The 26,871-nt window shown below is 71.8% G+C and carries 26 protein-coding genes and 1 tRNA gene; 19 read left to right on the forward strand and 8 right to left on the reverse strand.

Annotation, left to right across the window (positions count from 1 at the left end; all coding sequences use genetic code 11):
- Positions 1 to 80 precede the first annotated feature (80 nt).
- From ACOWU6_RS08350 to ACOWU6_RS08360, 3 genes are all read left to right on the forward strand, one after another.
- Entirely contained in the window at positions 81 to 683 is a 603-nt protein-coding gene (locus tag ACOWU6_RS08350; RefSeq protein ID WP_421075407.1) for a TetR/AcrR family transcriptional regulator C-terminal domain-containing protein, read from the forward strand.
- A 121-nt stretch (positions 684 to 804) separates the two neighbouring features.
- Positions 805 to 4,737, forward strand: coding sequence for a Pls/PosA family non-ribosomal peptide synthetase (locus ACOWU6_RS08355; protein ID WP_421075408.1), 3,933 nt, complete (start codon positions 805 to 807; stop codon positions 4,735 to 4,737).
- Entirely contained in the window at positions 4,734 to 6,065 is a 1,332-nt protein-coding gene (locus ACOWU6_RS08360; protein ID WP_421075409.1) for a M1 family metallopeptidase, read from the forward strand. The genes ACOWU6_RS08355 and ACOWU6_RS08360 overlap by 4 nt, the downstream gene beginning before the upstream one ends.
- On the opposite strand, the gene ACOWU6_RS08365 is transcribed toward ACOWU6_RS08360, so the two are convergent.
- Positions 6,053 to 6,628: a 4'-phosphopantetheinyl transferase family protein gene (locus ACOWU6_RS08365; RefSeq protein WP_421075410.1), complete on the reverse strand. Its 576-nt coding sequence runs from the start codon at positions 6,626 to 6,628 to the stop codon at positions 6,053 to 6,055. The two genes, ACOWU6_RS08360 and ACOWU6_RS08365, sit on opposite strands and share 13 nt — an antisense overlap.
- A 35-nt stretch (positions 6,629 to 6,663) precedes the next feature.
- On the opposite strand from ACOWU6_RS08365, the gene ACOWU6_RS08370 reads away from it, so the two are divergent.
- Positions 6,664 to 7,272 carry a GNAT family N-acetyltransferase gene (locus ACOWU6_RS08370; protein WP_421075411.1) on the forward strand — a complete coding sequence of 203 codons (609 nt, stop codon included), beginning with the start codon at positions 6,664 to 6,666 and terminating at the stop codon, positions 7,270 to 7,272.
- Positions 7,273 to 7,384: 112 nt separating this feature from the next.
- Positions 7,385 to 8,179: a sulfite exporter TauE/SafE family protein gene (locus ACOWU6_RS08375; protein WP_421075412.1), complete on the forward strand. Its 795-nt coding sequence runs from the start codon at positions 7,385 to 7,387 to the stop codon at positions 8,177 to 8,179.
- An 11-nt stretch (positions 8,180 to 8,190) separates the two neighbouring features.
- Here ACOWU6_RS08375 and ACOWU6_RS08380 read toward each other — a convergent pair whose 3' ends face one another.
- The gene (locus ACOWU6_RS08380) at positions 8,191 to 8,682 is read right to left on the reverse strand and encodes an FBP domain-containing protein (RefSeq protein ID WP_282979476.1); all 492 of its coding nucleotides are present in this window, start codon (positions 8,680 to 8,682) and stop codon (positions 8,191 to 8,193) included.
- Between the two features lie 333 nt (positions 8,683 to 9,015).
- Here ACOWU6_RS08380 and ACOWU6_RS08385 point away from each other — a divergent pair, with 333 nt between their 5' ends.
- Genes ACOWU6_RS08385 through ACOWU6_RS08395 form a run of 3 tightly spaced genes read left to right on the forward strand, consistent with a single transcriptional unit; the run spans position 9,016 to position 11,004 of the window.
- Entirely contained in the window at positions 9,016 to 9,474 is a 459-nt protein-coding gene (locus ACOWU6_RS08385; RefSeq protein WP_271173650.1) for an FAS1-like dehydratase domain-containing protein, read from the forward strand.
- Positions 9,467 to 9,871, forward strand: coding sequence for a MaoC/PaaZ C-terminal domain-containing protein (locus tag ACOWU6_RS08390; protein ID WP_421075413.1), 405 nt, complete (start codon positions 9,467 to 9,469; stop codon positions 9,869 to 9,871). The genes ACOWU6_RS08385 and ACOWU6_RS08390 overlap by 8 nt, the downstream gene beginning before the upstream one ends.
- The gene (locus ACOWU6_RS08395) at positions 9,868 to 11,004 is read left to right on the forward strand and encodes a UDP-N-acetylmuramate dehydrogenase (RefSeq protein WP_421075414.1); all 1,137 of its coding nucleotides are present in this window, start codon (positions 9,868 to 9,870) and stop codon (positions 11,002 to 11,004) included. Before ACOWU6_RS08390 ends, ACOWU6_RS08395 begins: the two co-directional genes overlap by 4 nt.
- Before the next feature lie 117 nt (positions 11,005 to 11,121).
- Here ACOWU6_RS08395 and ACOWU6_RS08400 read toward each other — a convergent pair whose 3' ends face one another.
- The 3 genes from ACOWU6_RS08400 to aceA form a co-directional block, all read right to left on the reverse strand.
- A complete protein-coding gene (locus tag ACOWU6_RS08400; RefSeq protein ID WP_271173647.1) occupies positions 11,122 to 12,321 on the reverse strand; it encodes a pyridoxal phosphate-dependent aminotransferase in 1,200 nt (399 codons plus the stop codon).
- Positions 12,322 to 12,451: 130 nt separating this feature from the next.
- Complete coding sequence (gene aceB, locus ACOWU6_RS08405; RefSeq protein ID WP_421075415.1) at positions 12,452 to 14,110, reverse strand: malate synthase A; 1,659 nt, start codon at positions 14,108 to 14,110, stop codon at positions 12,452 to 12,454.
- A 49-nt stretch (positions 14,111 to 14,159) separates the two neighbouring features.
- A complete protein-coding gene (gene aceA, locus ACOWU6_RS08410; protein WP_421075416.1) occupies positions 14,160 to 15,476 on the reverse strand; it encodes an isocitrate lyase in 1,317 nt (438 codons plus the stop codon).
- Positions 15,477 to 15,621: 145 nt separating this feature from the next.
- Here aceA and ACOWU6_RS08415 point away from each other — a divergent pair, with 145 nt between their 5' ends.
- The 11 genes from ACOWU6_RS08415 (at position 15,622) to ACOWU6_RS08465 (ending at position 23,233) form a co-directional block, all read left to right on the forward strand.
- Positions 15,622 to 17,091: a helix-turn-helix domain-containing protein gene (locus ACOWU6_RS08415; protein WP_421075417.1), complete on the forward strand. Its 1,470-nt coding sequence runs from the start codon at positions 15,622 to 15,624 to the stop codon at positions 17,089 to 17,091.
- Between the two features lie 137 nt (positions 17,092 to 17,228).
- Positions 17,229 to 17,301 (forward strand) — tRNA-Trp (locus tag ACOWU6_RS08420).
- A 35-nt stretch (positions 17,302 to 17,336) separates the two neighbouring features.
- Positions 17,337 to 17,600, forward strand: coding sequence for a preprotein translocase subunit SecE (gene secE / locus ACOWU6_RS08425; protein ID WP_271173643.1), 264 nt, complete (start codon positions 17,337 to 17,339; stop codon positions 17,598 to 17,600).
- 98 nt (positions 17,601 to 17,698) lie between these two features.
- Positions 17,699 to 18,709, forward strand: coding sequence for a transcription termination/antitermination protein NusG (gene nusG / locus ACOWU6_RS08430; protein WP_271173642.1), 1,011 nt, complete (start codon positions 17,699 to 17,701; stop codon positions 18,707 to 18,709).
- Between the two features lie 202 nt (positions 18,710 to 18,911).
- The gene (gene rplK / locus ACOWU6_RS08435) at positions 18,912 to 19,343 is read left to right on the forward strand and encodes a 50S ribosomal protein L11 (protein ID WP_271173641.1); all 432 of its coding nucleotides are present in this window, start codon (positions 18,912 to 18,914) and stop codon (positions 19,341 to 19,343) included.
- 14 nt (positions 19,344 to 19,357) lie between these two features.
- Entirely contained in the window at positions 19,358 to 20,050 is a 693-nt protein-coding gene (rplA, locus tag ACOWU6_RS08440; protein ID WP_271173640.1) for a 50S ribosomal protein L1, read from the forward strand.
- A 174-nt stretch (positions 20,051 to 20,224) separates the two neighbouring features.
- Entirely contained in the window at positions 20,225 to 20,827 is a 603-nt protein-coding gene (locus ACOWU6_RS08445; RefSeq protein ID WP_421075418.1) for a SipW-dependent-type signal peptide-containing protein, read from the forward strand.
- A gap of 4 nt (positions 20,828 to 20,831) precedes the next feature.
- A complete protein-coding gene (locus ACOWU6_RS08450) occupies positions 20,832 to 21,458 on the forward strand; it encodes a SipW-dependent-type signal peptide-containing protein (protein ID WP_282979470.1) in 627 nt (208 codons plus the stop codon).
- Positions 21,459 to 21,468: 10 nt separating this feature from the next.
- On the forward strand, positions 21,469 to 22,071 hold the full coding sequence (locus ACOWU6_RS08455) for a signal peptidase I (RefSeq protein WP_421075419.1): 603 nt from the start codon (positions 21,469 to 21,471) through the stop codon (positions 22,069 to 22,071).
- Complete coding sequence (locus tag ACOWU6_RS08460; protein ID WP_421075420.1) at positions 22,068 to 22,697, forward strand: hypothetical protein; 630 nt, start codon at positions 22,068 to 22,070, stop codon at positions 22,695 to 22,697. The genes ACOWU6_RS08455 and ACOWU6_RS08460 overlap by 4 nt, the downstream gene beginning before the upstream one ends.
- Positions 22,694 to 23,233, forward strand: a complete 540-nt coding sequence (locus ACOWU6_RS08465) for a hypothetical protein (RefSeq protein ID WP_421075421.1) — start codon at positions 22,694 to 22,696, stop codon at positions 23,231 to 23,233. Before ACOWU6_RS08460 ends, ACOWU6_RS08465 begins: the two co-directional genes overlap by 4 nt.
- 3 nt (positions 23,234 to 23,236) lie before the next feature.
- Here ACOWU6_RS08465 and ACOWU6_RS08470 read toward each other — a convergent pair whose 3' ends face one another.
- The 3 genes from ACOWU6_RS08470 to ACOWU6_RS08480 form a co-directional block, all read right to left on the reverse strand.
- Positions 23,237 to 23,770 (reverse strand): MarR family winged helix-turn-helix transcriptional regulator, encoded by a 534-nt coding sequence (locus ACOWU6_RS08470; RefSeq protein ID WP_421075422.1) that lies wholly within the window; start codon positions 23,768 to 23,770, stop codon positions 23,237 to 23,239.
- Positions 23,771 to 23,792: 22 nt separating this feature from the next.
- Positions 23,793 to 25,469: an MDR family MFS transporter gene (locus tag ACOWU6_RS08475; RefSeq protein ID WP_271173633.1), complete on the reverse strand. Its 1,677-nt coding sequence runs from the start codon at positions 25,467 to 25,469 to the stop codon at positions 23,793 to 23,795.
- 401 nt (positions 25,470 to 25,870) lie between these two features.
- Complete coding sequence (locus tag ACOWU6_RS08480; RefSeq protein ID WP_421075423.1) at positions 25,871 to 26,557, reverse strand: YqaJ viral recombinase family protein; 687 nt, start codon at positions 26,555 to 26,557, stop codon at positions 25,871 to 25,873.
- Positions 26,558 to 26,871: the final 314 nt, after the last annotated feature.

A 26,871-nucleotide genomic window follows, 5' to 3' on the forward strand; every position in this document is an offset into this window, starting at 1 on the left:
GTTCGTTATTATGCAGGGAAGAGACGCCGCGCGAAACCCCCGGGCGGCGATCGTGCTCCGATCGGCGGAGAGGGGAGCGTATGGCCAGGCCGTCCACACCGCTGCTGTCGCCCGAGATCATCGGCGACGCGGGGCTCGCGCTGGCCCGAGCGGGGGAGCCGTTCGGCGTCAATGCGATCGCGCGCAGCCTCGGCGTGCGGCCCTCGTCGCTCTACAACCACGCCAATGGCGCCGACGCGATCCTCGAGCTCATGCGGGGGCGCCTCATCGCGTCGTACCGCGTGCAGCCGCAGGGCGTGCCGTGGGACGACTACGTGCTCGAGGTGCTGCGCGCCCAGCGCCGCATGTACGCCGACTTCCCGGCTCTCGTCCCATTGCTCGTCGATCGGACGATCACCAACCCTGACCTCATCGCGTCGTACGACGACCTCGCGACCGTGCTCGTGGAGGCGGGCTTCCCCGAGGACGAGGTCCTCACGATCATCGCCGTGATCGACGCCTTCGCGATCGGCTTCGGCCTCGATCTCGCGTCGCCCGACGAGGTCTGGCGCCCCGAGGGCGACACCCGCACCCTCGGGCGCCTTCTCGAGGGCGGCGTGCGCGGGGAGGCGCGCGCCGCGCGGTCCTTCGAGCTCGGCGCCGCCATCCTCATCGACTCCCTGCGCGCGCGCCTGCCGCGCTGATCGGCGCGACGCGCCCGGCCGTCGTCGTGCGGCCCCGCGCCGGTCGGCGGTCGTTCACCGATCGGTAACCTGACCCCACGACGATGGCGGCGCACCCGGCGACGCCACGGATGGAGACAGGTTGACCGACACCGCGGCGGCGCAGAGCGCCGTGCTCGATCGCGGCGAGAGTGCCGCACCCCCGCGCACCCTCGTCGACATCCTCGAGGAGACCGCGTCGGCGCATCCCGACGCGTCCGCGATCGAGGACGCCGACGGAGCGCTCAGCTACCGCGAGCTGCTCGCGCAGGTGCGGGCCGTCGCGCAGCGCCTGCGGACGCACGGGGTCCGCCGCGGAGACCGCGTCGGCGTGCGGATGGCCTCGGGAACGGCGGAGCTGTACGTCTCGATCCTCGCGGTGCTCGCCGCGGGAGCCGCGTACGTGCCCGTCGACGCGGACGACCCCCAGGAGCGCGCCGACCTCGTGTTCGGCGAGGCGAAGGTGCGCGGCGTCCTCACGGGCGGCGGGCGATTCGAGCCCACCGATGCGTCCGCCCCGGTCGCCGAGCCCGCCGACCCGCCCGCCCCGGTCGCCGAGCCCGCCGAGGACCAGCGTCCCGGCCTCGACGACGACGCCTGGATCATCTTCACCTCGGGCTCGACGGGCACCCCGAAGGGCGTCGCGGTCTCGCACCGTTCGGCCGCGGCGTTCGTCGACGCCGAGGCGCGCCTGTTCCTCGCCGACGAGCCGCTCGGGCCCGGCGACCGCGTGCTCGCCGGCCTCTCCGTCGCCTTCGACGCGTCGTGCGAGGAGATGTGGCTCGCGTGGCGCTCGGGGGCGTGTCTCGTTCCCGCCCCGCGCTCGCTCGTGCGCTCGGGATCCGACCTCGGCCCGTGGCTGCTCGGCCACGGCATCACGGCCGTCTCGACCGTCCCGACGCTCGCCGCGCTGTGGCCCGCCGACACGATCGAGAACGTGCGCCTCCTCATCTTCGGCGGCGAGGCCTGCCCGCCCGAGCTCGTCGCCCGCCTCGTCGGCGAGGGCCGCGAGGTCTGGAACACCTACGGGCCCACCGAGGCCACCGTCGTGGCGTGCGCGGCGCTCATGCGCGCCGACGAGCCCGTGCGGATCGGCCTTCCGCTCGACGGATGGCAGCTGGCCGTCGTCGACGCCGACGGCCGCCCGGTCGCGGCGGGCGAGCCCGGCGAGCTCATCATCGGCGGGGTCGGCCTCGCGCGCTACCTCGACCCCGCCAAGGACGCCGAGAAGTACGCGCCCATGCCGACTCTCGGGTGGGAGCGGGCGTACCGCTCGGGCGACATGGTGCGCTTCGAGCCTGAGGGGCTCCTCTTCCAGGGCCGCGTCGACGACCAGGTGAAGGTGGGCGGGCGCCGCATCGAGCTGGGCGAGGTCGAGGCCGCGCTCCAGGACCTCCCGGGCGTCGGCGGCGCCGCGGTCGCGGTCCGCAAGACCGCGGCCGGCGTCGACATCCTCGTCGGCTACCTCGTCGCCGATGCCGGCTTCGACCGCGCCGACGCGCGCTCGCGCCTCGCCGAGCGCCTGCCCGCGCCGCTCATCCCCACCCTCGCCGTCATCGACGAGCTGCCGACGCGCACATCGGGCAAGGTCGACAAGGCCGCGCTGCCGTGGCCGCTCGCGGATGCGGGCGACCCCGACGCCTCCGACCTCGACGCCGACGTCGCGTGGCTCGCGGCGCACTGGCAGGCGGTGCTCGGCATCCCCGTCGCCGATCCGGACGCCGATTTCTTCGACCTCGGCGGCGGGTCGCTCGCGGCCGCGCAGCTCGTCACGCTCATCCGCGAGACCGCGCCCGAGTTCACGGTCGCCGACGTGTACAGCCACCCGCGTCTCGCCGCGATGGCCGAAGCCGCGCTCGACACCGTCGACCCCGAGGCCGCCGGCGGGTTCAGCACGCCCGCGCCGACGCCCCGGCTCACGCAGTGGACCCAGTCGCTCGTCGGGATCCCGCTCTTCATCCTCACCGGCGCCCGCTGGCTCGTGTACGCGCTCACGGCCTCGACTCTCCTGTCGCTCGTCCCCGGGTTCGAGGCCCTCCCGGTCATCGACTGGTGGTGGACGCTCCTCGGGCTCATCGTCTTCGCGACGCCGTTCGGGCGGATGGCGCTGGGCGCGCTGTTCGCGCGGGTGCTGCTCGCGGGACTCCGGCCGGGCGACTACCGCCGCGGGGGCGCGACGCACATGCGCCTCTGGCTCGCCGAGAAGGTCACCGACCAGATCGACCCGGTCGGCCTCGCGGGTGCGCCGTGGGTCACCTACTACGCGCGCGCCCTCGGCGCGAAGATCGGCCGCGACGTCGACCTCCACACCATGCCGCCCGTGACGGGCATGCTCGAGGTCGGCTCGGGCGCCGCGATCGAGCCCGAGGTCGACCTGTCGGGGTACTGGATCGACGGCGAGACCGTCCGCATCGGCGGCATCCGCATCGGCGCCGGCGCGACGATCGGCGCGCGCAGCACCCTCGCTCCGGGAACGAAGATCGGCCAGGGCGCGGAGGTCGGCCCGGGATCCGCCGTGTTCGGCCGCGTGCGCGCGGGGCAGCACTGGTCGGGCTCGCCTGCCGTCCGGGCGGGCGCCGCGACGCGGGGATGGCCGCAGGAGCGCCCGCCCGCACCGCGTCGTCACCTGGCGCTCTATGCGCTGTCGTCGATGGGCCTCGCGCTCCTGCCGATCGTCGCGTTCGCCGCGGGCGGCCTCGTGCTCGCGCTCGGCATGCGCGGGGCAGACGACCTCGCGGAGGCCGCGCTCGCCGCGTTCGCGCTCCTCGTGCCGGCCGTCGTCGTGACGGGCCTCGTCTTCGCCGGCGCGGTCGTCGTGCTCGTGCGGCTGCTCTCGATCGGCCTGCGCGAGGGCACGTATCCCATCCGCAGCGTGCCGGCGTGGCAGGCCTGGAGCATCGAGCGCCTCCTCGACGCCGCGCGCACCGTGCTCTTCCCGATCTACTCGAGCCTGTTCACGCCCGTGTGGCTGCGGCTTCTCGGCGCGAAGGTCGGGCGCAACGTCGAGGCGTCGACGGTTCTGCTCCTGCCGTCGATGACGACGATCGACGACGGCGCGTTCCTCGCCGACGACACGATGGTCGCCTCGTACGAGCTGCGCGGCGGATGGCTCAGGGTCGCGCCCGCGCGGATCGGCAAGCGGGCGTTCCTCGGCAACTCGGGGATGGCGGCGGCCGGCCACCGCGTTCCCAAGGACGGCCTCGTCGCCGTGCTGTCGGTCGCGCCCATGAAGGCCAAGGCCGGCTCCAGCTGGCTCGGGTCGCCGCCCGTCCGCCTCCGGCGCGTCGTCGCCGAGGTCGACGAGAGCCGCACCTTCCGGCCATCCGTCCGTTTGCGCGTCGCCCGCACGCTGTGGGAGCTGTGCCGCTTCGTGCCCGTCGTGATCACGTGCGGTCTCGGGCTCGGCGTGCTGTTCGCCCTCTATGCGCTCGCCCAGCTGCTCGGCGTGGTCGTCACCCTGCTGCTCTCGGGCGTCGTCATGCTCGCGGCCGGGGCGGTCGCCGCGCTCGTCTCGACCGCCGCCAAGTGGCTCATCGTCGGGCCGATCCGCGCGGGGGAGCAGCCGCTCTGGTCGAGCTTCGTGTGGCGCACGGAGGTCTCGGACACCTTCGTCGAGATGCTCGCTGCGCCGTGGTTCGCGCGGCCCGCGTCGGGCACGCCCGCGCTCGGCGCATGGCTGCGGTCGCTCGGCGCGCGCATCGGCCGCGGCGTGTGGTGCGAGAGCTACTGGCTGCCCGAGCCCGACCTCGTCACGCTCGGCGACGGCGCGACGGTCAACCGCGGGTGCGTCGTGCAGACCCACCTGTTCCATGATCGAATCATGAGCATGGACACCGTGACGCTCGAGCCGGGGGCGACCCTCGGCCCCCACAGCGTGATCCTGCCGGCGGCCTCGATCGGCGCGCACGCGACGGTCGGCCCTGCCTCGCTCGTCATGCGCGGCGAGGCCGTGCCCGTCGGCAGCCGCTGGAGCGGCAACCCGATCGGGCCGTGGCGAGCCGTGAAGGTGCGCGCCTATCAGGCGACCGCCTCGTGACGGCCGGCCTGGGCGCCGACCCGTACGTGCCGCGCAGCGGCGACACGCGGTACCGCGTCGAGCGCTACGACGTCGACCTCGACTACCGCATCGCGACGAACCGTCTCGCGGGGCGAGCCGAGATCGCCCTCGTCACGCTCGCCGACACCTCGGTGCTGTCCTTCGACCTCGTGGGGCTGCGCGCGTCGAACGTGCAGGTGCGCGGGCGCAAGGTCGCCAAGATGCGTCAGTCGGAGCGCCGCGTGCGCGTCACGCTGTCGGAGGAGCTCCCCGCCGGGACCCCTCTCGACGTCCGCATCGACTACGCGGGTTCGCCGCGGCCGCGCCGGTCTCCCTGGGGCCCGATCGGCTGGGAGGAGCTCGAGGACGGCGTGCTCGTGGCCTCGCAGCCCACTGGCGCGCCGACCTGGTTCCCGTGCAACGACCGCGTCGCCGACAAGGCGCGGTACCGGATCGCGATCGCGTGCGACCAGAACCACCGCGTCGAGGCGACGGGGCGCCGGGTGTCGACGACGACACGCGCGGGGCGGACGACGCACGTCTTCGCGGAGGACACCCCGACGTCGGCCTACCTCGTCACGGTGCAGATCGGGCGCTACGTCTCCCGCCAGATCGCCGAGACGGCCGAGGGGGTCCCGGTCGCCGCGGTGCATCCGCCCGCACTCGCCGCGCGCGTCGACGCGGACCTCGCGGTCGTCCCGCGCATCCTCGAGACGTTCGAGCGGGCCTTCGGGCCCTACCCGATGTCGGTGTGCCGTCTCGTGGTCACCGAGGACGAGCTGGAGATCCCGCTCGAGGCGCAGGGGATGGCCGTGTTCGGCGCGAATCACATCGACGGGCGCGGCGGATCGGAGCGCCTCGTCGCCCACGAGATCGCGCACCAGTGGTTCGGCAACAGCGTGGGCGTCGGGCAGTGGCGCGACATCTGGCTCAACGAGGGCTTCGCGTGCTACGCCGAGTGGATCTGGTCCGAGGCGAAGGGCGGCCCCTCGGCCGACGAGCTCGCACGCACGCACCACGCGCGGCTGCGTCAGCTCCCGCAGGACCTCCTCCTGAGCGACCCGGGGCCCGACCTCATGTTCGACGACCGGGTCTACAAGCGCGGCGCGCTCGCGCTGCACGCCCTGCGTCTGACGATCGGCGATCCGGCGTTCTTCGATCTCGTGCGGGCGTGGACCGCGAACCACCGCCACGGGGTCGCCGCGTCGGCGGACTTCGAGCGGATGGCCGACCCCGTGCTCGCTCCATGGCTGCACGAGCGCGCGCTGCCCGAGCTGCCGCCGCGCCGGTCCGGCCGCGCAGCGGGCCCAGCGCGTCAGGACGACTGAGACACCGCGATCGCCGCGACGTGCGCGGCGTCGATCGCGAGGTCGCGCACGTCGTAGACGGCCCCCTCGAGCTCCGCGCGCCATCCGTCGCCCGCCGGGGCGAGCGCGACCGCGGCGGGATCGACGCGCAGGCCGCGGCCATCCGCCTTGAGCACGGCCTCGACCCTGGTCCAGTGCCGCAGCGGATCCTCCCCGGGCGGCACCGGGACGGGCGGCGGCACGCGCAGAGCGCTCGCCGTCTCGACGTCGACCCCCACGCGGCGGCGGGAGACCGCCGCGAGCGATCCGCCATCCGCGTGCGACGTGCTCGCGAAGAGGCGCGCGCCATCCGCCCGCACCTCGGGAGCACCGTGCCGCGCGCCGCAGTCGGGGCAGCGTGCCGGCTCGACGACCGCGCGCTCGTCGAGCAGCGCGCGCAGGGCCGCGCGCCCGCGGAGGAACCGTGCGCGCCGCGGAGCCATCAGCGCCGCCGCGCGCTCTGCGTCGGCGGACGACAGGGCAGGCAGGGCGGCGTCGGACGCCGCGAGCCACGCGACGCCCGGGGCGACGAGGCGGACGGGCACCTCGCGAGGCTACCGCGCGGGATAGCCTGGCGGTCGTGAGCGAATCCGCCGCGCTGATGCGTCCGTACCGCCCCTCCGATCGCGCCGCCCTCGGCGAGGTGTGCGTGCGCACCGCCGACGCGGGCGGCGACGCGACCGGCCTCCTCGGCGACGACGAGCTGTGGCCCGAGCTCTTCCTGTATCCGTACGTCGACCGCCACCCCGATCTCGCCCTCGTCGTCGAGTCGGGAGGGCGCGCGGCCGGCTACATCGTGTGCGCGCCCGACACGACCGCCTTCGAGACCTGGTTCCGCGACACGTGGTGGCCGCCGCGCGCCGCGCGGTTCCCCGACCCCGGCGATCGTCCCGGGCGCGAAGCCGACCTCCTCCGGTACGCGCATCGCCGGGGCCCCGAGGCCCAGCCGCATCTCGCCGCCCATCCCGCGCACCTCCACATCGACCTGCTGCCCGAGCTGCAGGGACAGGGGTGGGGGCGGCGCCTCGTCGAGACCCTGCTCGACGCGCTGCGCGAGCGCGGGGTGCCGGGCGTGCACCTCGCCGCGGATCCCGCGAACACGGGCGCGCTCGCGTTCTACCCGCGCCTGGGGTTCACCCGCGTCGAGAGCGCCCGCGACTCCGCGGTGTTCGTCCGCGCGCTGAGCTGACGCCGCGCGCGCCCCGCGCGTCATCGCCGGAAACATGCCGTTGGTAGCGTGGACGGATGGCTCACGGACGGATGACGAGGGATGGCGCGGTGTCGGCGATCGGGTCGGCGCAGTGACCGAGGCGCGCCGCCGCGGCGCGGGGGCGATCGCGGCGTTCGTGGGGATCGGCGCGCTCGCGGGCTTCCTGTCCGGGCTCTTCGGCGTGGGCGGCGGCACGGTCATCGTCCCGCTGCTCGTGCTCCTCGTCGGCTTCACGCAGCGCCTGGGCGCGGGCACGTCGTCGGCGGCGATCATCCCGACGGCGATCGTCGGCGTCATCTCCTACGCCGTGAACGGCGACGTCGACTGGATCGCGGCGCTGCTCATCGCCGCGGGCGCCGTCTTCGGCGCGCAGATCGGCGTGCGGATGCTCCACGCGCTGTCGGAGCCCGTGCTCCGGTGGATCTTCGTCGGCTTCCTCGTCGTCGTCATGATCAGCCTCTTCCTCATCGTGCCCTCGCGCGACGCCGTGCTCGAGATCGACGTCTGGAGCGGCGCGGGCCTCGTCGTGCTCGGCCTCGTGACCGGCATCGTGTCGGGGCTCATCGGCGTCGGCGGCGGCATCGTCGTCGTGCCCGTCCTCATGCTGCTCTTCGGGATGAGCGACCTCGTCGCGAAGGGCACGTCGCTGCTCATGATGATCCCGACGTCGCTCTCGGGCACCGTGGCGAACATCCGCAAGCACAACGTCGACGTCGCCGCCGCCGTCGGCGTGGGCCTCGCGGCCTGCGCGACCGCGCCGCTCGGCACGTGGGTCGCGAACCTCGTCGACCCGCAGGTCGGCAACATCCTCTTCGCCGTCTTCCTCGTCGTGATCGCGGCGCAGATGGCCCAGAAGGCCATCCGCGCCGCGCGCGCGAAGGGGTGACCCCGGCGGCGTCAGCCCTCGACGCCGAGCGCGCGGATGAACGCCCGGACGTGCTCGCCGAGACGGCGGATGCGCTCGTCGCGCGCCGCCTCGCGGTCGAAGCCCTGGTAGGCGAGGGGCGGGAGCTTCCGCACCGCGGCGGGGCACCCGAAGTTCGCGCACACCAGGGTGCCGATCGTGTCGCCCTTGCGGCCGGCGGGGCCCGTCTTGCGCGCCGCGAAGAACTGCACGTCGTTCGGCAGGGTCACGTCCTCGCACCATGAGCACAGGGCGCGGGCGCCCGTGCGCTGCTCGGCCTGGCGCAGGAGCACGCCCACGGGGCGCCCGCCGAGCTCCGCGACGACGTACGCGCGTCGGGGGAGCTTCGGGTCGGCCCAGCCGAGGTAGTCGAGCCGATCGAAGTCGCGCTCGGCGAAGTCGACGGGGAGGGTCAGATCGGAGACCTCCTTGCGGGAGGCGTTGACGAAGGAGGCGCGGATGTCGCGCTCGGTCAGGGTGTTCATGTCATGTCCTCGAAGGCGGCCGCGTGCGTGCGCGGCGTCGTGTGTCAGCGGGACTCCGGCCGATGGCGAGGCCGCCTGCCGTGCAGGAGGTCTCGCGAGCGGGTCGCGGTCTCGCGGGAGTGGTGAGTCTCGCGCGGATGGCGAGAGCACGGCACGCCGTAGAAGGGCGCGCCGGAGCGACGGGCCGCGCAGGGGCGCGGCGACGGCTCAGGCTCTGTCGTCGGCGCGAGCGGCGCCGACGACCTCCTCACGCCCGCGACGCGGGCTCACACGATGGGACACGTGCGGCAGTCTAGCGACCGCGCCTGGAGGCGGCCTCGTTAGGATGGCCGGGTGCCTGTGAACCCCGAACTGGTCGGACGAGAGTTCCCGCCGACGCCCCCGTATCTGGTGGGTCGCGAGAAGGTGCGCGAGTTCGCGCGCGCCGTCTTCGCCGACGCGCCGCAGCACAGCGACCCGGAAGCCGCGCGCGCGCTCGGCTACGCCGACGTCGTCGCGCCGCCGACCTTCGCGATGGTCGTCCAGGACCACACGCTGCAGCAGCTGCTGGGCGAGCCCGACAGCGGCATCGCGCTCGAGCGGACGATCCACGCCGAGCAGCGCTTCCGCTACACGCGCCCGATCGTCGCGGGCGACGAGCTCACGGCGCAGCTGACCGTCACGGGCATCCGCTCGGTCGGCTCGAACGCCATGATCACGAGCGACGCCGAGATCGTCGACGCCGAGGGGCGCCACGTCGTCACGGCGACGTCGGTCCTGCTCGTCGGGGGAGAGGAGAGCGCGGATGTCTGAGCTCACCGTCGGCGAGGTCGTCGCCGAGCGCACCGTGCACCTCACGCGCGAGTCCCTCGTGCGCTATGCCGGGGCATCCGGCGACTTCAATCCGATCCACTACCGTGACGACGTCGCCCAGTCGGTGGGCCTGCCCGGCGTACTCGCACACGGCATGCTGACGATGGGCCTCGCGGTCGGCACGATCGCGGAGTGGCTCGGCGACACCGGCCGGATCGCCGAGTACGGCGTGCGCTTCACGCGCCCCGTCGTCGTGGACGCCGAGACCGGCGCCGACGTCTCGGTCGTCGCGAAGGTCGGGCAGATCGCCGACGACACCGTGCGCATCGACCTCACCGTGACGCACGCCGACACGACCGTGCTCGGCAAGACGCAGGTGCGCGTGCGCCGCGCATGAGCGAGATCGCACCCATCCCCCTCTCGCAGCTCACGACCCTGCGGGTCGGCGCCGCGCCCGAGCGCATGATCGACGCGCACACGCGAGACGAGCTCGTCGCGGCCCTGCGCGACGTGTGGAGCGACGACGGAGAGTGGATGGTCCTCGGCGGCGGGTCGAACCTGCTCATGGGGGACGAGCCGTTCCCCGGCACGGTCGTCCGCATCCTCACCCGCGGCTTCGAGGTCGTCGGCGGCGCACGCGAGGGCCGCGTCCGGCTGCGCGTCGAGGCCGGCCAGAACTGGGACGAGCTCGTCGCCTGGACGGTCGCGAACGGGCTCGCGGGCATCGAGGCGATGTCGGGCATCCCCGGCACGTCGGGGGCCGCGCCGATCCAGAACGTGGGCGCCTACGGGCAGGAGATCGTCCAGACGCTCGTCGAGGTCGACCTCATCGACGCGTCCACGGGGGAGGTGTCGACGGTGCCGGCCGCCGACCTCGCGCTCGGCCCGCGCACGTCGGTGCTCAAGCGCCACTACGGGTCCGTGCCCGAGCGGGAGGCGGTCATCCTCTCGCTCACGCTCGAGCTCGAGCAGGTCGGCACGGGCGAGCGGCCCATCCGCGATGCGCGGCTGCGCAGCGCCCTCGGCGTCGCGGAGGACGCGGCGGTCTCGCTGGCGTGGATCCGCGATCACGTCCTCGCGATCCGGGCGTCCAAGGGCATGGTCCTCGACGACCCCGACGCCGACACGCACAGCGCGGGCTCGTTCTTCCAGAACCCGATCCTGCCCGAGTCGGTCGCGCGCACACTGCCCGACGAGTGCCCGCGGTGGCCCGTCGAGCCGGATCTCGACCCGGTCGTCGTCATCCCGCTCGAGTCCTACGACGGGGCCCTGCCGCGCGTGGTGAGCACGCGCGCCGACGTGAAGGTGCCCGCGGCGTGGCTCATCGAGCACTCGGGCATCGAGAAGGGCTTCCGCCTGCCGCGCTCGCGCGCGGGCGTGTCGACCAAGCACGCGCTCGCGCTCACGAACCGCGGCGGCGCCACCGGCGGGGAGATCGCCGAGCTCGCGCGCTTCATCCGCAGCCGCGTGGCGGCGGAGTTCGGCATCGTGCTGCAGCCCGAGCCCGTCCTCGTGGGTGTCGAGCTGTAGCCGTCCGCCCCCCTACATCATCGAAACTAGCCCCCGTGGTCGAAACCGGTGCTCGGAGCGCCGGTCTCGACGACGGGGGCTAGTCTCGTGGGCCGTGGTGGGCCGACCGACGGGGTGTTACGCGAAGAGCTCCTGGAGGCGCTGGACGCCCTCGAGCAGCTGGTCGTCGCCGAGCGCGTACGACAGGCGCAGGTAGCCGCTCGGGCCGAAGGCCTCGCCCGGCACGACGGCGACCTCGGCCTCGTCGAGGATGAAGTCGGCGAGCTCGAGCGACGTCTCGATGCGGCGCCCCTTCCACTCGCGGCCGAGCAGGCCCTGCACGTCGGGGTACGCGTAGAACGCCCCGAGCGGATTCGGCACGGTGACGCCCTCGATCTTCGCGAGCTCCGAGACGATGAGGCGGCGACGGCGGTCGAACGCCGTGCGGAACTCCTCGACCTCGTCCTGCGGTCCGCTGAGTGCGGTGGTCGCCGCGATCTGCGCGATGTTGTTGACGTTGCTCGTGAGGTGCGACTGGAGGTTCGCGGCGAGCTTGATCGCGTCGGAGGGCCCGACCATCCAGCCCACGCGCCATCCGGTCATGGCGTACGTCTTCGCGACGCCGTTCAACAGCAGGGTCTGCCCGGCGAGCTCGGGGACGGCCTCGACGATCGACACGGCGCGCGTGCCCTCGTAGACGAGGTTCTGGTAGATCTCGTCGGTGATCACCCAGATGCCGTGCTCGAGCGCCCACTGGCCGATCGCGGCGGTCTCCTCGGCGGTGTAGACCGAGCCGGTGGGGTTGGAGGGCGAAACGAACACGAGGACGGTCGTGCGCTCCGTGCGCGCGGCCTCGAGCTGCTCGACGGTGACCTTGTACTCCTGGTCGGCTCCCGCGAAGACCTCGACCGGGACGCCGTCGGCGAGACGGATGGCCTCGGGGTACGTCGTCCAGTACGGCGCGGGCAGGAGCACCTCGTCGCCGGGGTTCACGACGGCCTGGAACGCCTGGTAGACGGCCTGCTTGCCGCCGTTCGTCACGACGATCTGGCTCGGCGACACCTCGAGGCCCGAGTCGCGGAGGGTCTTCGCGGCGATCGCCTCGCGCAGCGGGAGGAGACCCGCGGCGGGGGTGTAGCGGAAGTTCGCCGGGTTGCGGAGCGCCTCGGCCGCCGCGTCCACGACGAACTGCGGCGTCGAGAAGTCGGGCTCGCCGGCGGCATACGAGATGACGGGCTTGCCCTCGGCCTTCAGGGCTTTCGCCTTGGCGTCGACCTTGAGGGTCGCGGATTCGGCGATGGCGGAGAGCTTGCGAGAGAGCGGTGCGCGGTCGGTCACGCCCCCAGCGTAGTCGGCGCGACGCGGGCGCGCCGCTCGCCGAGGGGGCGAAAACTCGGCCGTTCCTTCGCCCTGGTCAAGCCCGTGCGAGCCGGAGGCCCGAGGCTCCGACTCGCACGGGCGCAGGACGTCAGTCCCGCTCGACGAGATGGTCGGCGTAGGCCTTCGTCGTGAGGAAGGCACGGAACGTCGGGCTCAGGGCCACGTCGCGGAAGACCTCGGCCGCCTCGTCGAAGCGGTCGCCCTCCGAGCGCTCGACCTCGCCGAGCACCCGGTCGACGAGCTCCGACACGTACTCGCGGGTGATCGGCGTGCCCTGCTCGGTGACCTGCTCCTGCCGGATCCACTGCCAGATCTGCGAGCGCGAGATCTCGGCCGTCGCCGCGTCCTCCATGAGGCCGTCGATCGCCACGGCCCCGAGCCCGCGCAACCAGGCCTCGATGTAGCGGATGGCCACGGACACGTTCCCGTGGACGCCCTCGTCGGTGATCGCGCGCCCGATCCACAGGTTGAGCAGGTGGCGCTCGCGCACCCTGACGTCGTCGCGGGTGCGCTCGAGCTGGTTCGGCCGGTCTCCGAGCACGGCGTCGAACTCCGCCTGGGCGACGGGGATGAGATCGGGGTGCGCGACCCAGGTGCCGTCGAAGCCGTCCGCTGCCTCGCGCTTCTTGTCGGCCGCGACCTTCTCCATCGCCCGCGCATTCGCCTCGGGGTCCCTGCGGTTGGGGATGAACGCGCTCATGCCGCCGATCGCGTACGCGCCGCGTCGGTGGCACGTCTGCACGAGGAGCTCGGTGTAGGCGCGCATGAAGTCGACCGTCATCGTGACCTCGTTCCGGTCGGGCAGCACGAAGCGCGATCCGCGGCCGCGGTAGGTCTTGATGATCGAGAAGATGTAGTCCCAGCGGCCCGCGTTGAGCCCCGCGCAGTGGTCGCGCAGCTCGTAGAGGATCTCCTCCATCTCGAACGCGGCCGGCAGCGTCTCGATCAGCACGGTCGCGCGGATCGTGCCGTGCGGGATGCCGAGGTACTGCTCCGAGAACGAGAAGACGTGGTCCCACAGGCGCGCCTCCTCCGCCGACTCGATCTTCGGCAGGTAGAAGTAGGGGCCTGCGCCGTCGGCGATGAGCCGCTCGGCGTTGTGGAAGACGTAGAGGCCGAAGTCGACGAGCGAGCCCGAAGCGGGCATCGTGCGCCCGTGGCGGTCGGTGAAGAGCAGGTGGTGCTCCTCGAGGTGCCAGCCGCGGGGTCGCATCACGATCGTGGGCGTGCGCTCGGCGGTGACCTCGTAGCGGCGGCCGTCCGGGCTCGTGTACGAGAGGTCGCCGCGGATTGCGTCGCGCAGCGACAGCTGCCCGCCGATGACGTTGCGCCAGGTCGGGCTCGTCGCGTCCTCCTGGTCGGCGAGCCACACGCGGGCCCCCGAGTTCAGCGCGTTGATCGTCATGCGCGGATCGGTCGGGCCGGTGATCTCGACGCGTCGGTCCTCGAGACCCGGCCCGGGGCCCGCGACGCGCCAGGAGGCGTCTTCGCGGATGCGCGCGGTGTCCTCGCGGAAGCGCGGGTCCCGGCCGTTGCCGATCTCGTAGCCGCGCCGCATCCGATCGGCGAGACGGTCGTAGCGCGCGCCTGCGAAGAGCTCGTGCAGCTGGGCGAGGAACGCGAGCGCCTCGGGGGTGAGGATCTCCTCGAAGCGCTTGTGGAGGCGGCCGGCGACCTCGATCGACGGGGCGGTGCGCGCGCGGTAGCGCTCGTCGGCGGCGGGCGGGGCGATGTCGGTGATGGTCATGATGACTCCTGAAGGGAAGAGAAGCGGATGGCCTGAGCCGGGTGCGGCATCAGTGGAACTGCTCGGCCTCGGTGGAGCCGACGAGAGCGAGGGTGGCGCTCGAGGGGTTGAGGGCGGTCGACACGTGGTCGAAGTAGCCGGTGCCGACCTCGCGCTGGTGCTTGGTGGCGGTGTAGCCGTCGGCCTCGGCGGCGAACTCGGCGTCCTGCAGCTCGACGTAGGCCGTCATCGCGCGCTCGGCGTAGCCGCGCGCGAGCTGGTACATCGAGTGGTTGAGGGCGTGGAAGCCGGCGAGGGTGATGAACTGGAACCGGTAGCCGAGCTCGGCGAGCTCCTCCTGGAATGACGCGATCTGGCTGTCGGACAGCGCGCGGTGCCAGTTGAAGCTGGGCGAGCAGTTGTAGGCGAGCATCTTGCCGGGGTGCTCGGCGTGGATCGCCGCCGCGAACTCGCGGGCGAGCTCGATGTCGGGGGTCCCCGTCTCGACCCAGAGCAGGTCGGCGTACGGAGCGTAGGCGAGCCCGCGGGAGATCACCGGCTCGATGCCGTTGCGTACGCGGTAGAAGCCCTCGTCCGTGCGCTCGCCGGTCGTGAACGCGCGGTCGCGCTCGTCGACGTCGCTCGTCAGGAGGTCGGCTGCGAGGGCATCGGTCCGCGCGATCTGGATGGTCGGCACGCCCGCGACGTCGGCCGCGAGCCGCGCGGCGTTGAGCGTGCGGATGTGCTGCTGCGTCGGCACGAGGACCTTGCCCCCGAGGTGCCCGCACTTCTTCTCGCTCGCGAGCTGGTCCTCCCAGTGGATGCCGGCGGCGCCCGCCTGGATCATCGCGTGCGCCAGCTCGTAGGCGTTGAGCGGGCCGCCGAAACCGGCCTCCGCGTCGGCGACGATGGGAGCGAGCCAGTCGCGGGTCACCTCGCCCTCGGCGTGCTCGAGCTGGTCCTGGCGGAGGAGGGCGTTGTTGATGCGACGCACGACGGCCGGAACGGAGTTCGCCGGGTAGAGCGACTGGTCGGGATAGGTCTGGCTGGAGAGGTTGGCGTCTGCCGCGACCTGCCATCCGGAGAGGTAGATCGCCTTGAGCCCTGCACGGACCTGCTGGACCGCCTGGTTGCCGGTGAGTGCTCCGAGCGCGCGGATGTACTCGTCCGAGGTCAGGCGCTCCCACAGGACCTCCGCGCCGCGGCGGGCGAGGGTCGCCTCCTCGCGGACGGTGCCGCGCAGGCGGATGACGTCCTCGGCCGTGTAGTCGCGCGTGATGCCGTTCCAGCGGGGGTCGGCGCTCCACTCGAGGCGGAGCTCCTCGGCCGTCTGGGTCTGGTCGCCCGGGCGGCGACCGGCGGTCGTGTTCTCTTCGGGGGTGCTCATCATCGTGCTCCTCGTGGTGAGCGGCGGGTGCCGCGTGCTGTCGTGAACACAACGATCCGAGAAAGTCGAGCGATTCAGGGACGGTTCGTCGGGAGAATTTTGCGAGATCTTCTGCAGATCGGATGTCGTGTGGCATCATCGGCGCATGGTCGCCGCAGAAGAAGTCGAAGAGGAGGGGCCCGACGCGCTCGCCGTGGGGCGCCGCATCCGTCAGCTCCGCGCCGAGCGGGGCATGACGCTCGATGCGCTCGCGGCGGCGGTCGGGCGCGCACCGAGCCAGCTCTCGATGATCGAGAACGGGCGGCGCGAGCCGCGCCTGTCGATGCTGCGCACGATCGCGAGGGCGCTCGGCGTGGGCATCGACGCGCTGCTCGAGGCCGACGCGCTCGACGAGCGGGCGGGCATGGAGATCGCGCTCGAGCGGGCGCTGCGCTCGCCGCGCATGCAGACCCTCGGGATCGAGCCCTTCCGCATTCCCAAGGCCGTCCCCGACGACGTGCTCCGAGCCATCCTTCGCCTCACCGGCGAGATCGACCGCCTGCATGACGAGCGCTCGGCGACGCCCGAGGAGGCGCGCCGAGCGAACGTCGAGCTGCGCCGTCTCATGCGACGGCAGGACAACTACTTCCCGGAGCTCGAGCAGAAGGCGCGCGAGCTCCTCGCGGCGATCGACCACCCGGGAGGGCCGCTCACGCAGCGCGCCGCGAGCGACATCGCGGCGCATCTCGGCTTCACGCTCCACTACGTGCCCGACCTCCCGCAGACCACGCGCAGCGTCGCCGACCTCCGCCACGGGCGGCTCTACCTCTCCGACCGGGTGAGCGGCGACCCGCGCACGGCGGTGCTGCAGGCTCTCGCCAGCCGGGTGCTCGGGCACTCGGCGCCTTCGGACTACCGGGAGTTCCTGCGGCAGCGCGTCGAGCAGAACTACCTGACCGGCGCCCTGCTCATCCCGGAGGATCACGCGGTGCCCGTGCTGCGCGACGCGAAGACGCGACGCGCGATCTCCATCGAGGACCTCCGGGACGCCTACGCGGTGTCGTATGAGAGCGCAGCCCATCGGTTCACGAACCTCGCGACCCGGCACCTCGACATCCCCGTCCACTTCCTCAAGGTGCACGAGTCGGGCACGATCACGAAGGCCTACGAGAACGACGACGTCAACTTCCCGACCGACCGCCTCGGGTCGATCGAGGGGCAGCTGTGCTGTCGGCTCTGGACGAGCCGCGTCGTCTTCGACGTCGACGACCGGTTCAACCCGTACTACCAGTACACCGACACGGGCAACGGGACCTACTGGTGCACGGCGCGCGTGGAGCATTCGAGCCAGGGCGCGCACTCGGTGAGCGTCGGCGTGCGCTTCGACGACACGAAGTGGTTCGTGGGGCGCGACACGCCCCAGCGCGGCGTGTCGCGGCACGCGGTCGAGACCTGCTGTCGGCGTCCGCCCGCCGAGCTCGAGTCCGCGTGGCGGGATGGCGCGTGGCCGAACGTGCGGACGCCGCGCACCCTGCTCGCGACGCTCCCGACCGGCTCCTTCCCGGGCGTCGACACGACCGACGTGTACGCGTTCCTGGAAGCCCACGCGCCGCGCGCGCACGCGGACGCGCGCTGAGCGGACGGCGCGCCTCGGTTCGCGGTGCCCATCGGCATGCCGTATGCTGGATGAAGCAGTGCTCCTCTGCATTCTTCCGCTGTGCCTCGTGCACGACGGCAGTTGGGGAGGGGCATTCCTGAGATCGCACGATCTCTAGGGCGGTAGCTCAATTGGCAGAGCAGCGGTCTCCAAAACCGCAGGTTGCAGGTTCGATTCCTGTCCGCCCTGCGCGTCAGCGACAGCTGACTCACGAAAGGTAACCCATGGCCCACGACGCTTCGGGCGGCGAGATCGTCGCGGCGGCTGGCACGACCGGCGGCAAGAAGGCAGGCTTCTTCGCGCGCATCGTGATCTTCATCCGCCAGGTGATCGCCGAGCTCCGCAAGGTCGTCACTCCCACGCGCAAGGAGCTCCTGAAGTTCACCGCCGTGGTGCTGGGGTTCGTGGTGATCATGATGGCCCTCGTGTACGGCCTGGACTACCTGTTCTCGTGGGTCACGACGGTGGTCTTCGGCGTCCCGAGCTGATCCAGCCGGTCGGATGACGCGCATGCCCTCTCCGCGCCACAATGGAGAGAGCAAGTCTGCGTGACGCCTCTCGGCGTCCGGAACGGAAGAGAAACCACGTGTCTGAGAAGTATGCCGACGACGTCGACCTGGCGACGGCTGCTGAGCAGTCGAGCGAAGAGGACGAGGCCCAGGAGGGCAACGTCCTCGCCGAGGAGGAGCGCTCGAGCTCGTCCGCCGAGCACAACGCCATGCACGTCGAGGGCGACTTCGACGAGGACTCTGACGAGGACATCGACATCGACGACCCGGAGGCCGACGCGATCGTGAACGACGCACTGAACATCGACGAGGCCGCTGAGGTCGAGGCCGCTGCCGAGGTCCTCACGGACTCCGCGGCCGAGGAGGCTGACGAGGCCGCGGCGGCTGCCGCCGAGGAGGTCGCACCGTACGACGGCCCCGAGGTCGGCGACGACGCCGACGACGAGGAGTCGGACGCCGAGGACGACCCCTATGAGGCGTTCCGCCGCGAGCTGCGCTCGCTCGAGGGCAAGTGGTACGTCATCCACTCGTACGCGGGCTTCGAGCGCAAGGTGAAGGCCAACATCGAGCAGCGCAAGTCGACGCTCGAGGTCGAGGACGACATCTACCAGGTCGAGGTCCCGATGGAGGACGTCGTCGAGATCAAGAACGGCCAGCGCAAGATGGTCACGCGCGTGCGCATCCCGGGCTACGTGCTCGTGCGCATGGAGCTCAACGAGGACACCTGGTCGGTCGTGCGCCACACGCCGGGCGTCACGGGCTTCGTGGGCAACGCCCACAACCCGACGCCCCTCCGCTTCGAAGAGGCCTTCAACATGCTGAAGCCGCTCGCGGAGCTCAAGGAGGCGCAGGCGCAGGCCGCGAAGGGCGCGTCGAAGAAGGGCCAGGCGGCCCCCGCTCGCGTCATCCCGGCCGAGGTCGACTTCGAGATCGGCGAGACGATCACGATCAAGGAGGGCTCGTTCGCCGGCCTTCCCGGTTCGATCAGCGAGATCAAGCCCGAGAGCGGCAAGCTCACGGTGCTCGTGTCGCTCTTCGAGCGCGAGACGCCCGTCGAGCTCTCGTTCGACCAGGTCACCAAGATCTGACCCGCTTCGCGCGTCGCGAACGCCCCGTCGGCTCAGCCAGCGGGGCGTTCGCCGTTCGGGCGTGCTGCGCGGCGTCGCCGAATCCGGTAGACTTGTGTGGTTTGCGTGCGCTTTCGCGCGCGCCGACACACCGCCATCCGGATCCGCCGGATGCGCGGGAGAGCGGATGCATCCGGCATCCACTCGATGAGAGGAAGAGGAAATGGCACCGAAGAAGAAGGTGACCGGCCTGATCAAGCTTCAGATCAACGCCGGTGCAGCCAACCCGGCGCCGCCGATCGGACCCGCCCTGGGTCAGCACGGCGTCAACATCATGGAGTTCTGCAAGGCGTACAACGCGGCGACCGAGTCGCAGCGCGGCAACGTCATCCCCGTGGAGATCACCGTCTACGAGGACCGCAGCTTCACGTTCGTGCTGAAGACTCCGCCGGCAGCCGAGCTCATCAAGAAGGCGGCAGGCGTCGCCAAGGGCTCGTCCACGCCGCACACGGTCAAGGTCGCGAAGCTCACCAAGGAGCAGGTCGCCGAGATCGCCAAGACGAAGCAGCCCGACCTCAACGCGAACGACCTCGAGGCCGCCTCGAAGATCATCGCCGGCACCGCCCGCTCCATGGGCATCACGGTCGAGGACTGAGGGGGATAACGAACATGGCTACCAAGTCCAAGGCTTACCAGTCCGCCGCCGAGAAGATCGAGGCCGGCAAGTTCTACACGCCCGCTGAGGCCGTCGCGCTCGCGAAGGAGACGGGCTCGAAGAAGTTCGACTCGACCGTCGAGGTCGCGCTCAAGCTCTCGGTCGACCCGCGCAAGGCGGACCAGATGGTCCGCGGCACGGTCATCCTGCCGCACGGCACGGGCAAGACCGCCCGCGTCATCGTCTTCGCCAACGGCCCGGCCGCCGAGGCCGCCATCGCCGCCGGTGCGGACGAGGTCGGCGGCGCCGAGCTCATCGAGAAGGTCGCCGCCGGCTGGACCGACTTCGACGCGGCCGTCGCCGTGCCGGAGCTTATGGGCCAGGTCGGTCGACTCGGCAAGGTGCTCGGCCCCCGTGGCCTCATGCCCAACCCGAAGACCGGCACCGTCACCCCCAACACGGCCAAGGCCGTCGAGGAGATCAAGGGCGGCAAGATCGAGTTCCGCGTCGACAAGCACGCCAACGTGCACTTCGTCGTCGGCAAGGCCTCGTTCTCGGCCGAGCAGCTGAACGAGAACATCGGCGCAGCGCTCGAGGAGATCGTCCGCCTCAAGCCGTCGAGCTCGAAGGGCCGCTACATCCAGAAGGGCGCCGTGTCGACCACGTTCGGCCCCGGCATCCCGCTGGACGTCAACGCGATCGCGTAACACGCCCATCCTGCGAAGGCCCCGTCTCCGGACGGGGCCTTCGTCGTCCCCGCCCCCGGACGCACGTGGGTGTCCGGCCCCCAGTCTGAGGGCTATGCGCGCGGTGTTTCATGTGCGACGCTGGAACCGCGTGAATACCGATATCCGCACGCGCAGCACCACAAGGGGGCACACATGAGCACGACCGACACCCGTCGCCGCAAGGTCTTCGCCGTCCTCGCCGGAGGACTCGTCCTCGGCGTCGGCGCCGCCGTCACGCTGGCCGCTTGGAACGACTCGGAGTTCGCGACGGGGACCTTCGGGGCCGGCGCGTTCAACCTGGAGGGCTCGACGACGAGCGCGACGGACGGCTACGCGGACCACGAGACGGCACCCGGAGCGGCCCTCGCCTTCACGCTGCCGCTCGCCGAGAACCTGTCGCCGACCGACGTCGTCTACGCGCCGTTCTGGGTGCGGCTCGATGACACGACGACCTCCGACGCGACGCTCGTCGCCGACACCGTCGCGGCCACGGGCGCGAACGCGGCGAACCTGTCGTACGAGGTGTACGTGATCGCCGCCGACGCGACCTGCAGCGCGGCGACCGCGACGGGCACGCTCGTCGCATCGGGCGCGACGCTCGACGCGCTGACGGCACGTGCCGACGTGGCGCTCACCGCGGGAGACGCGGCGCCCGGTGCGGCCGTGCAGCTGTGCTTCGAGGTGACGGCCGGGGCGGGGCTCGAGGAGGGCGGCGACGCGACGGCGACCTGGTCGTTCACGGCGACGTCGGAGTAGTCCCGTGGCGCGCAAGGCCACGCGCGACGCGCGGCGGCGGGCGCTGCGGTGGCGCCGCCTGCGGGCGGTGCTGGCAGGCGGCGTCGTGCTCGGCATCGGCGCCGCCGCGACGCTGGCGGCGTGGAACGACACCGAGCACACGACGGCGACGCTCACGGCGGGCACGTTCGGGATCGTGGGTGCGACGAACGGCACGACCTTCACCGAGCACGCGAGTGCGGGCGCGGCCGCGGTCCTGAACTTCCAGGTCGCGCCGACCGCGATGACGCCCGGCACGACGACGTACGCGCTGTTCAGTGTGCGCACGGTGAATCCCTCGGTGGCGGGCAGCGTCCTCCTCACCGCGACCGATAGCAACGCCACGACAGGGCTCGGTCAGTACCTCACGTACGGCGTCCGCACGGTTCCCGCGGCGCAGTGCGACGCGACGACGTTCGGAGCATCGACCGCGACCGTGATCCCGTCGGGCTCGCCCCTCGGTGCCGACGCTGCGTCCTCGCAGAGCCTGTCTGCCAACGGAGCGAGCACCGTCAACTACTGCTTCGCCGTCACGCTCCCGTCGACCGCGCCCAACGCGGCGCAGGGAGCCTCGGTGACGCCGACGTGGCAGTTCACGGCGACGTCCTCGTGAGCGTCCTCGCATGAGCGCTCCTCCGCAGACGCGTCGCGACGCCCGCGCCCGCCGGGCCCAGGGCATCCGTCGGCGGACGCCCGCGCGCTTCCTCGGCGACGTGCTCCTGAGCCTCGCGGCGCTCGCGGGCACGGTCTGCATCGTGCTCGTGGTGCTCGCGTACCTCTTCGACATCACGCTCATCATGTTCCGCACGGGATCGATGGCTCCGATCATCCCCTCCGGCTCCGTCGCCGTGGTGCAGCGTGTGCCGGCCGCGTCGCTCGACGTGGGCGACGTCGTGACCGTGGACCGCGAGGGCCAGCTGCCCGTGACGCACCGCATCACCTCGATCAACCCGGGGGCGAGCGCCGACGAGCGCGTGATCACGATGCGCGGCGACGCGAACGAGCAGGACGACGTCGCGCCGTACGCGATCACCACGGCGCGGATCGTGCTCTTCTCCGTGCCCGGGATCGCGCCGGTCATCGCGTCCTTCGGCGATCCGCGTGTGCTCGGCGGGCTCTCGATCGGGGCGGCCCTGCTCGTCGGCTGGGCCTTCTGGCCCCGTCGGGCGGATGGCACCGAGCGCGCGAGGGAAGAGCCCGCGCCTGACGGTAGGGGGACCGGATGACCCCGCGTCGAGCTCTCTGCCTCGCGGCGGTCGTCGCGGCCGTCGCGCTGCCGACGGCGGCCGTCGCCGCTCCGACGACGCGGGTGATCGAGGGCGAGCACATCCGGATCGAGTCAACGGCGGACTGGGAGCGGATGGCGCGGCTCGAGCCGGGCGAGAGCGTCGCGTGGACGCTCGCGATCTCCGTGGACGCGCCCGACCCCGGGACGCTCGACATCGGCGTTCGCGGCACGGGCGGGCTCGACCTGGTCGCTGATATCGCCACGTGCGGCGTCGCCTGGCAGGGGGCGGAGTGCCCTGAGGGGGCGGAGGTCCTGCGCGCCGACTGGGCGCTGCCGCTCGACGGGCACACCGACTGGCTGCGGAGCTCGGGCACCGAGGAACCCGTTTTCGTACGGCTGGACGTGGGCCTGGCGCCCTCGGCCGTCGAATCGGCCGAAGCGGCGGTCTCGGTCCACGTGCGCGCGGCCGGTGACGAGGTCTTCGTCGATCAGGACGACGAGCGCGACCTGTCGCCGACGGGCGGATCTGCCGCACCGCTCCTGCTTGCGGCGGGAGCCGTGCTGCTGGGCGGAGGCGTCGCCGCGCTCGCCCGCGGCCGCCGCGCACGGAGGTCGCCGCGATGACCCGGCTCCGCAGGCGGATCGCCGCACTCGCCCTCGCCGCCGCGCTCGGGGTCGCCGTGCTCACGCCTGCTGCGACGACGACCGACGCGGCCTTCACGGACGCGGAGCATGCGAACGCGACGCTGACGGCGTTGCGCCTGCGGCCGCCCCAGGTGACCGCCGTGACCGTCTGCCGGAACCCTGCCGTGAGCCTGCTCGCCGATACGCTCGTCGTCCAGTGGCGCTGGCCTCGGACGACGGCTCCGTATGGGCCGACGACGCAGACCACAGCGCGATGGGCCATCAATGACGGCACCACGTCCCAGACGTTCACGCAGACCGGCCCCGTGGATGGCATCTACACGACGACCTTCCCACGCTCGGTTCTCACCGGTCTCCTCGGCGGACTCCTGGGCGCGGACTTCTCCGTGCATGCACGCACCTACTGGACGCCGACGGGAGGTGTCGAGTGGAGCTCGCCCGAACGTTCCACCGTCCACGTCGACGTGACCCCTCTGATCGCGGGCGCGAACTGCACCTTCACGAATGGAGCCTGACGCTCAGCGCGGGTCGGGCGTCGTCCCGTTGGTGAGTGCGTGGAGGAGGCCCGCGAGGTCGCGGACGCGCTCGACATCCCAGGCGAGCAGGGTGTCGTAGAGCAGGCTCTCGTGGTGGGAGCGGGCCTCCTCGAGGCGCGCGATGCCGAGCGGGGTCGCCTCGAGGAGGTGCGCCCGTCGATCGCTCGGATCCGGTGTGCGGGCGATGAGGCCGAGATCCTGCAGGTCCTTCACGGTGCGGCTCAGCTGGCCCTTGTCGAGCATCATCCGCTCGACGAGCGTCGACGCCTTGAGCGGGCCGTGGCGGACGATCGCGGTGAACACCTTGTAGGCGCCGGGGTTGAGCCCGGGGGACACGCGGTCTGCGTTCTCGTGGATGATGCGCCGCACGTGCGTCATCAGCTCGCTGAACTCGGCCTCGACCGACTTGATGGCCTCCGCCTGCTCGGGGGAGACGCCCTCGGCGGGCGTCGTCCCCGCAAGCGGGAGCCCGGGTCCGCGCGGGGGCGCGGCGTCCTGGGCGATGTCGGCGGTCACGGGATCATTCTCTCGGATCGCCTCAGCGGCTGCGCGCAGATGACGCGTCGCCGTCATCTGCGACGTGCACGGGGATGGAGCCCGTCTCGGCGGTCGCGACCGCGAGATCGCCCTCGAGACGCTGCGCGCGCATCCGCTCGATGTTGTTCTGCCGGGTGAGGGGCTTGTTCGGGAGGAAGGCGATCGCCACGAGGCTCAGGACGGCCAGGGGCACGCCGATGAGGAATGCGTGCGAGATCGCCTGAGCCGAGGCGTCCTCGATGATGACCGCGATGGCCTCGGGCATGTCCCGCGTGACCGGGAGGGCGCCCGACTGGAGCTGGGCGAGGATGGCCTGGCCCTGCTCGCCCAGGCTCATCACGGCGGCGCCGATCTCCTGTGCGCGATCCGTCAGCTGCTGGGTCATGCTCGCCGCCAGCACCGAGCCCATGACGGCGACGCCGGCGGTGCCGCCGACCGTGCGGAAGAAGTTGACGCCCGAGCTGGCGACGCCGATCTCCTGCGGCTTCGACGTGTTCTGCACGACGAGGACGAGGTTCTGCATGGTCATGCCGGTGCCCGCTCCGAGCAGGAACATGTACGTGCCGACGAGCCACAGCGACGTGTCGTACGCGAGCGTCGACAGCAGGCCGGTGCCCGCGATCATGAGCACGGCGCCCACGACGAGGTAGCTCTTCCAGCGGCCGAAGCGCGTGACGAGCTGCCCCACGACGGCCGACGCCACGAGCATGCCCGCCGCCATCGGGATCGTCAGCAGACCCGCTTCGGTCGGGCCGTAGCCGCGGGAGATCTGCATGTACTGGCCGAGGTAGACGGAGGTGCCGAACATCGCCACGCCGATCGAGATCGACGCGAGCACCGCGAGCGTGAAGGTGCGGTTGCGGAAGAGGGTGAGGGGGATGAGCGGCTCGGCGACGCGGAGTTCGACGAGCACGAACGCGACGGCCGCGATCAGCGCGATGCCGACCATCCATGCGGTCTCCCAGCTGATCCATCCGTAGTCCGACACGTTCGTGATCCAGACGAGGAGCACACCGGCCGAGACGCTGAGGAGCACGATGCCGAGGTAGTCGATGCGCACCTTCGCCGCGCGGATCTGCTCGATCCGCAGCGTCCGCAGGAGCACGGCGAACGCGATGATGCCCAGCGGGACGCCGACGTAGAAGTTCCAGCGCCATCCGATCGTGTCGGTCATGACGCCGCCGAGCAGCGGGCCGCCGACCGTCGCGACAGCCATGACGCCCGCGAAGAGGCCCATGTACTTGCCGCGCTCGCGCGGGCTGATGATGTCGGCCATGAGCACCTGGCTGAGTGCGGCCAGACCGCCGCCGCCGAGGCCCTGGAGGGCGCGGAAGGCGATGAGCATCTCGGCGCTCGTGGACATGCCGGCACCCGCGCTCGCGAGCACGAAGACCGCGAGGGCGATGAGCATGAGGGTCTTGCGGTTGACGAGGTCGGCGAGCTTGCCCCAGATCGGGGTCGAGATCGCCGTGGTGAGGAGGGTGATCGTCACGACCCAGGTGTAGGACTCCTGGGTGCCGCCGAGCGCGGGGACGATGATGGGCAGCGAGGTGCCGACCACGGTCGTGGAGACCATGGAGCAGAACATGGCGAGGAGGAGGCCCGAGAGGGCCTCGAGCACCTGGCGGCGGGACATCCGCGCCGCGGGCGCCTGTGCGGGGGTGGGTTGCGCGCTCATACGCACCTTTCGCGATCGTGTCCGGGTTGGCATGACAGCGTCGGCATGCAGAAGTTGAAGAAAGTCAACGATATCGAGAACGTTGACAAACCGCAACTAATTCCCGGATGTCGGTGCGTGTGTGGTGTTGGCGTGGGCGAGCGGAGCGTGTCTCGTTTGGTGCCGGTATGGGGTGCCGATGACGGCGGCGGGTGAGACATGCCTGGTTCCGGTACCGGTGCGTGTCTCGCTTGGTGTGGGTATGGGGTGCCGATAGCGGCTGCGGATGAGACATGCTGCGTCGGCGTGAGGTGCGTGTCTCGCTTGCTGACGGTATGAGGCGTCTATAACGGCGCCGGGTGAGACATGGCGCGGCGGGGCGGATGAGACATGCCCGCCAGCCGGGCGCGCGACGCGGCGCGTCAGTCGGCGAGGGCCAGCGCCCGATACGCGGAGCGCTGGAGTGCGCGCTCGCGCGGAGTGAGCGGCGCGGTCGCGGCGGCCTCGGGCCGGCGCGGCGGCTCATTGCCCGTCGTGCGTCGGTACAGCTCGTCGATGAGGGCGGTCGCGAGCTTCACGAGCCGCGAGATCTCCGCGTCGTCGCGGTCGATCCACACGCACTTCGGCTCGTCGTGCAGCGGCTGGAAGTCGCGGTGCTCCTCCCAGGCGAAGAGCGTCCGCTCGGCGCCGAGCACGTGCTGCTGCCACCACACCTGGCGGAGGTACGAGCGCGGGATGGTGCGCCACGTCTTGTTCGTCGTCTTGATCTCGGCGAGCAGGATGCGGCCGCTCTGGTCGACGGCGATCCCGTCTGGGGTTGCGAGATGGCGCTTCTCGATCGTCGCGTGGAAGAGGGCGCTGGACGGCTGGATGCCGTGGGTCGCGGCGACCCACGAGGCGATCTCGGGCTCTCGGCGCCGGCCGTGGTCGGTGTACGCGTTGCCGCCGAACGACGAGCCGCGCAGCTTCTGCTCGGCGGCGCGGGGGATGACCCGCTCGCTCGTGATCGTCGCGATGTCGGTCGCGGTGATGCCCTGCGACCGCGCCCGGAGCCAGGCCACCCTGTCGCGGGAGTCCGCGACGATCCGGGCGGCGAGTTCGGGGGTCACCTCTCGACCCTAACCCCGCCCCCTGACGGCGTCCCGACCGGACATGCGGGTTCGGCGGACTCGGTGCGGAAGGTGCGCTCCGTCGATTTGGTCCAGGCTCTCGGTTCGGGTACGCTGGTCCGAGCCGAAGACCGCCGGTCATCGCCGTGTGCGCAAGCACGTGACGATCGAAGCTCTGCACTGCAGGGGCCCGCGCAGGTGTCACGAACGAATCCCGTGAGAACGGGAACCGAGCTCCGTGCGCTTGCGCCGGAGCTCTTTCTCATGTTCGGGGTGGGTGGCGCGGCCGGTGCCCCACCTCCGTGGAGCACCTC

The organism is Microbacterium sp. SA156, assembly GCF_049065455.1.
In the GTDB taxonomy this organism is placed as follows: Bacteria; Actinomycetota; Actinomycetes; order Actinomycetales; family Microbacteriaceae; genus Microbacterium; species Microbacterium barkeri.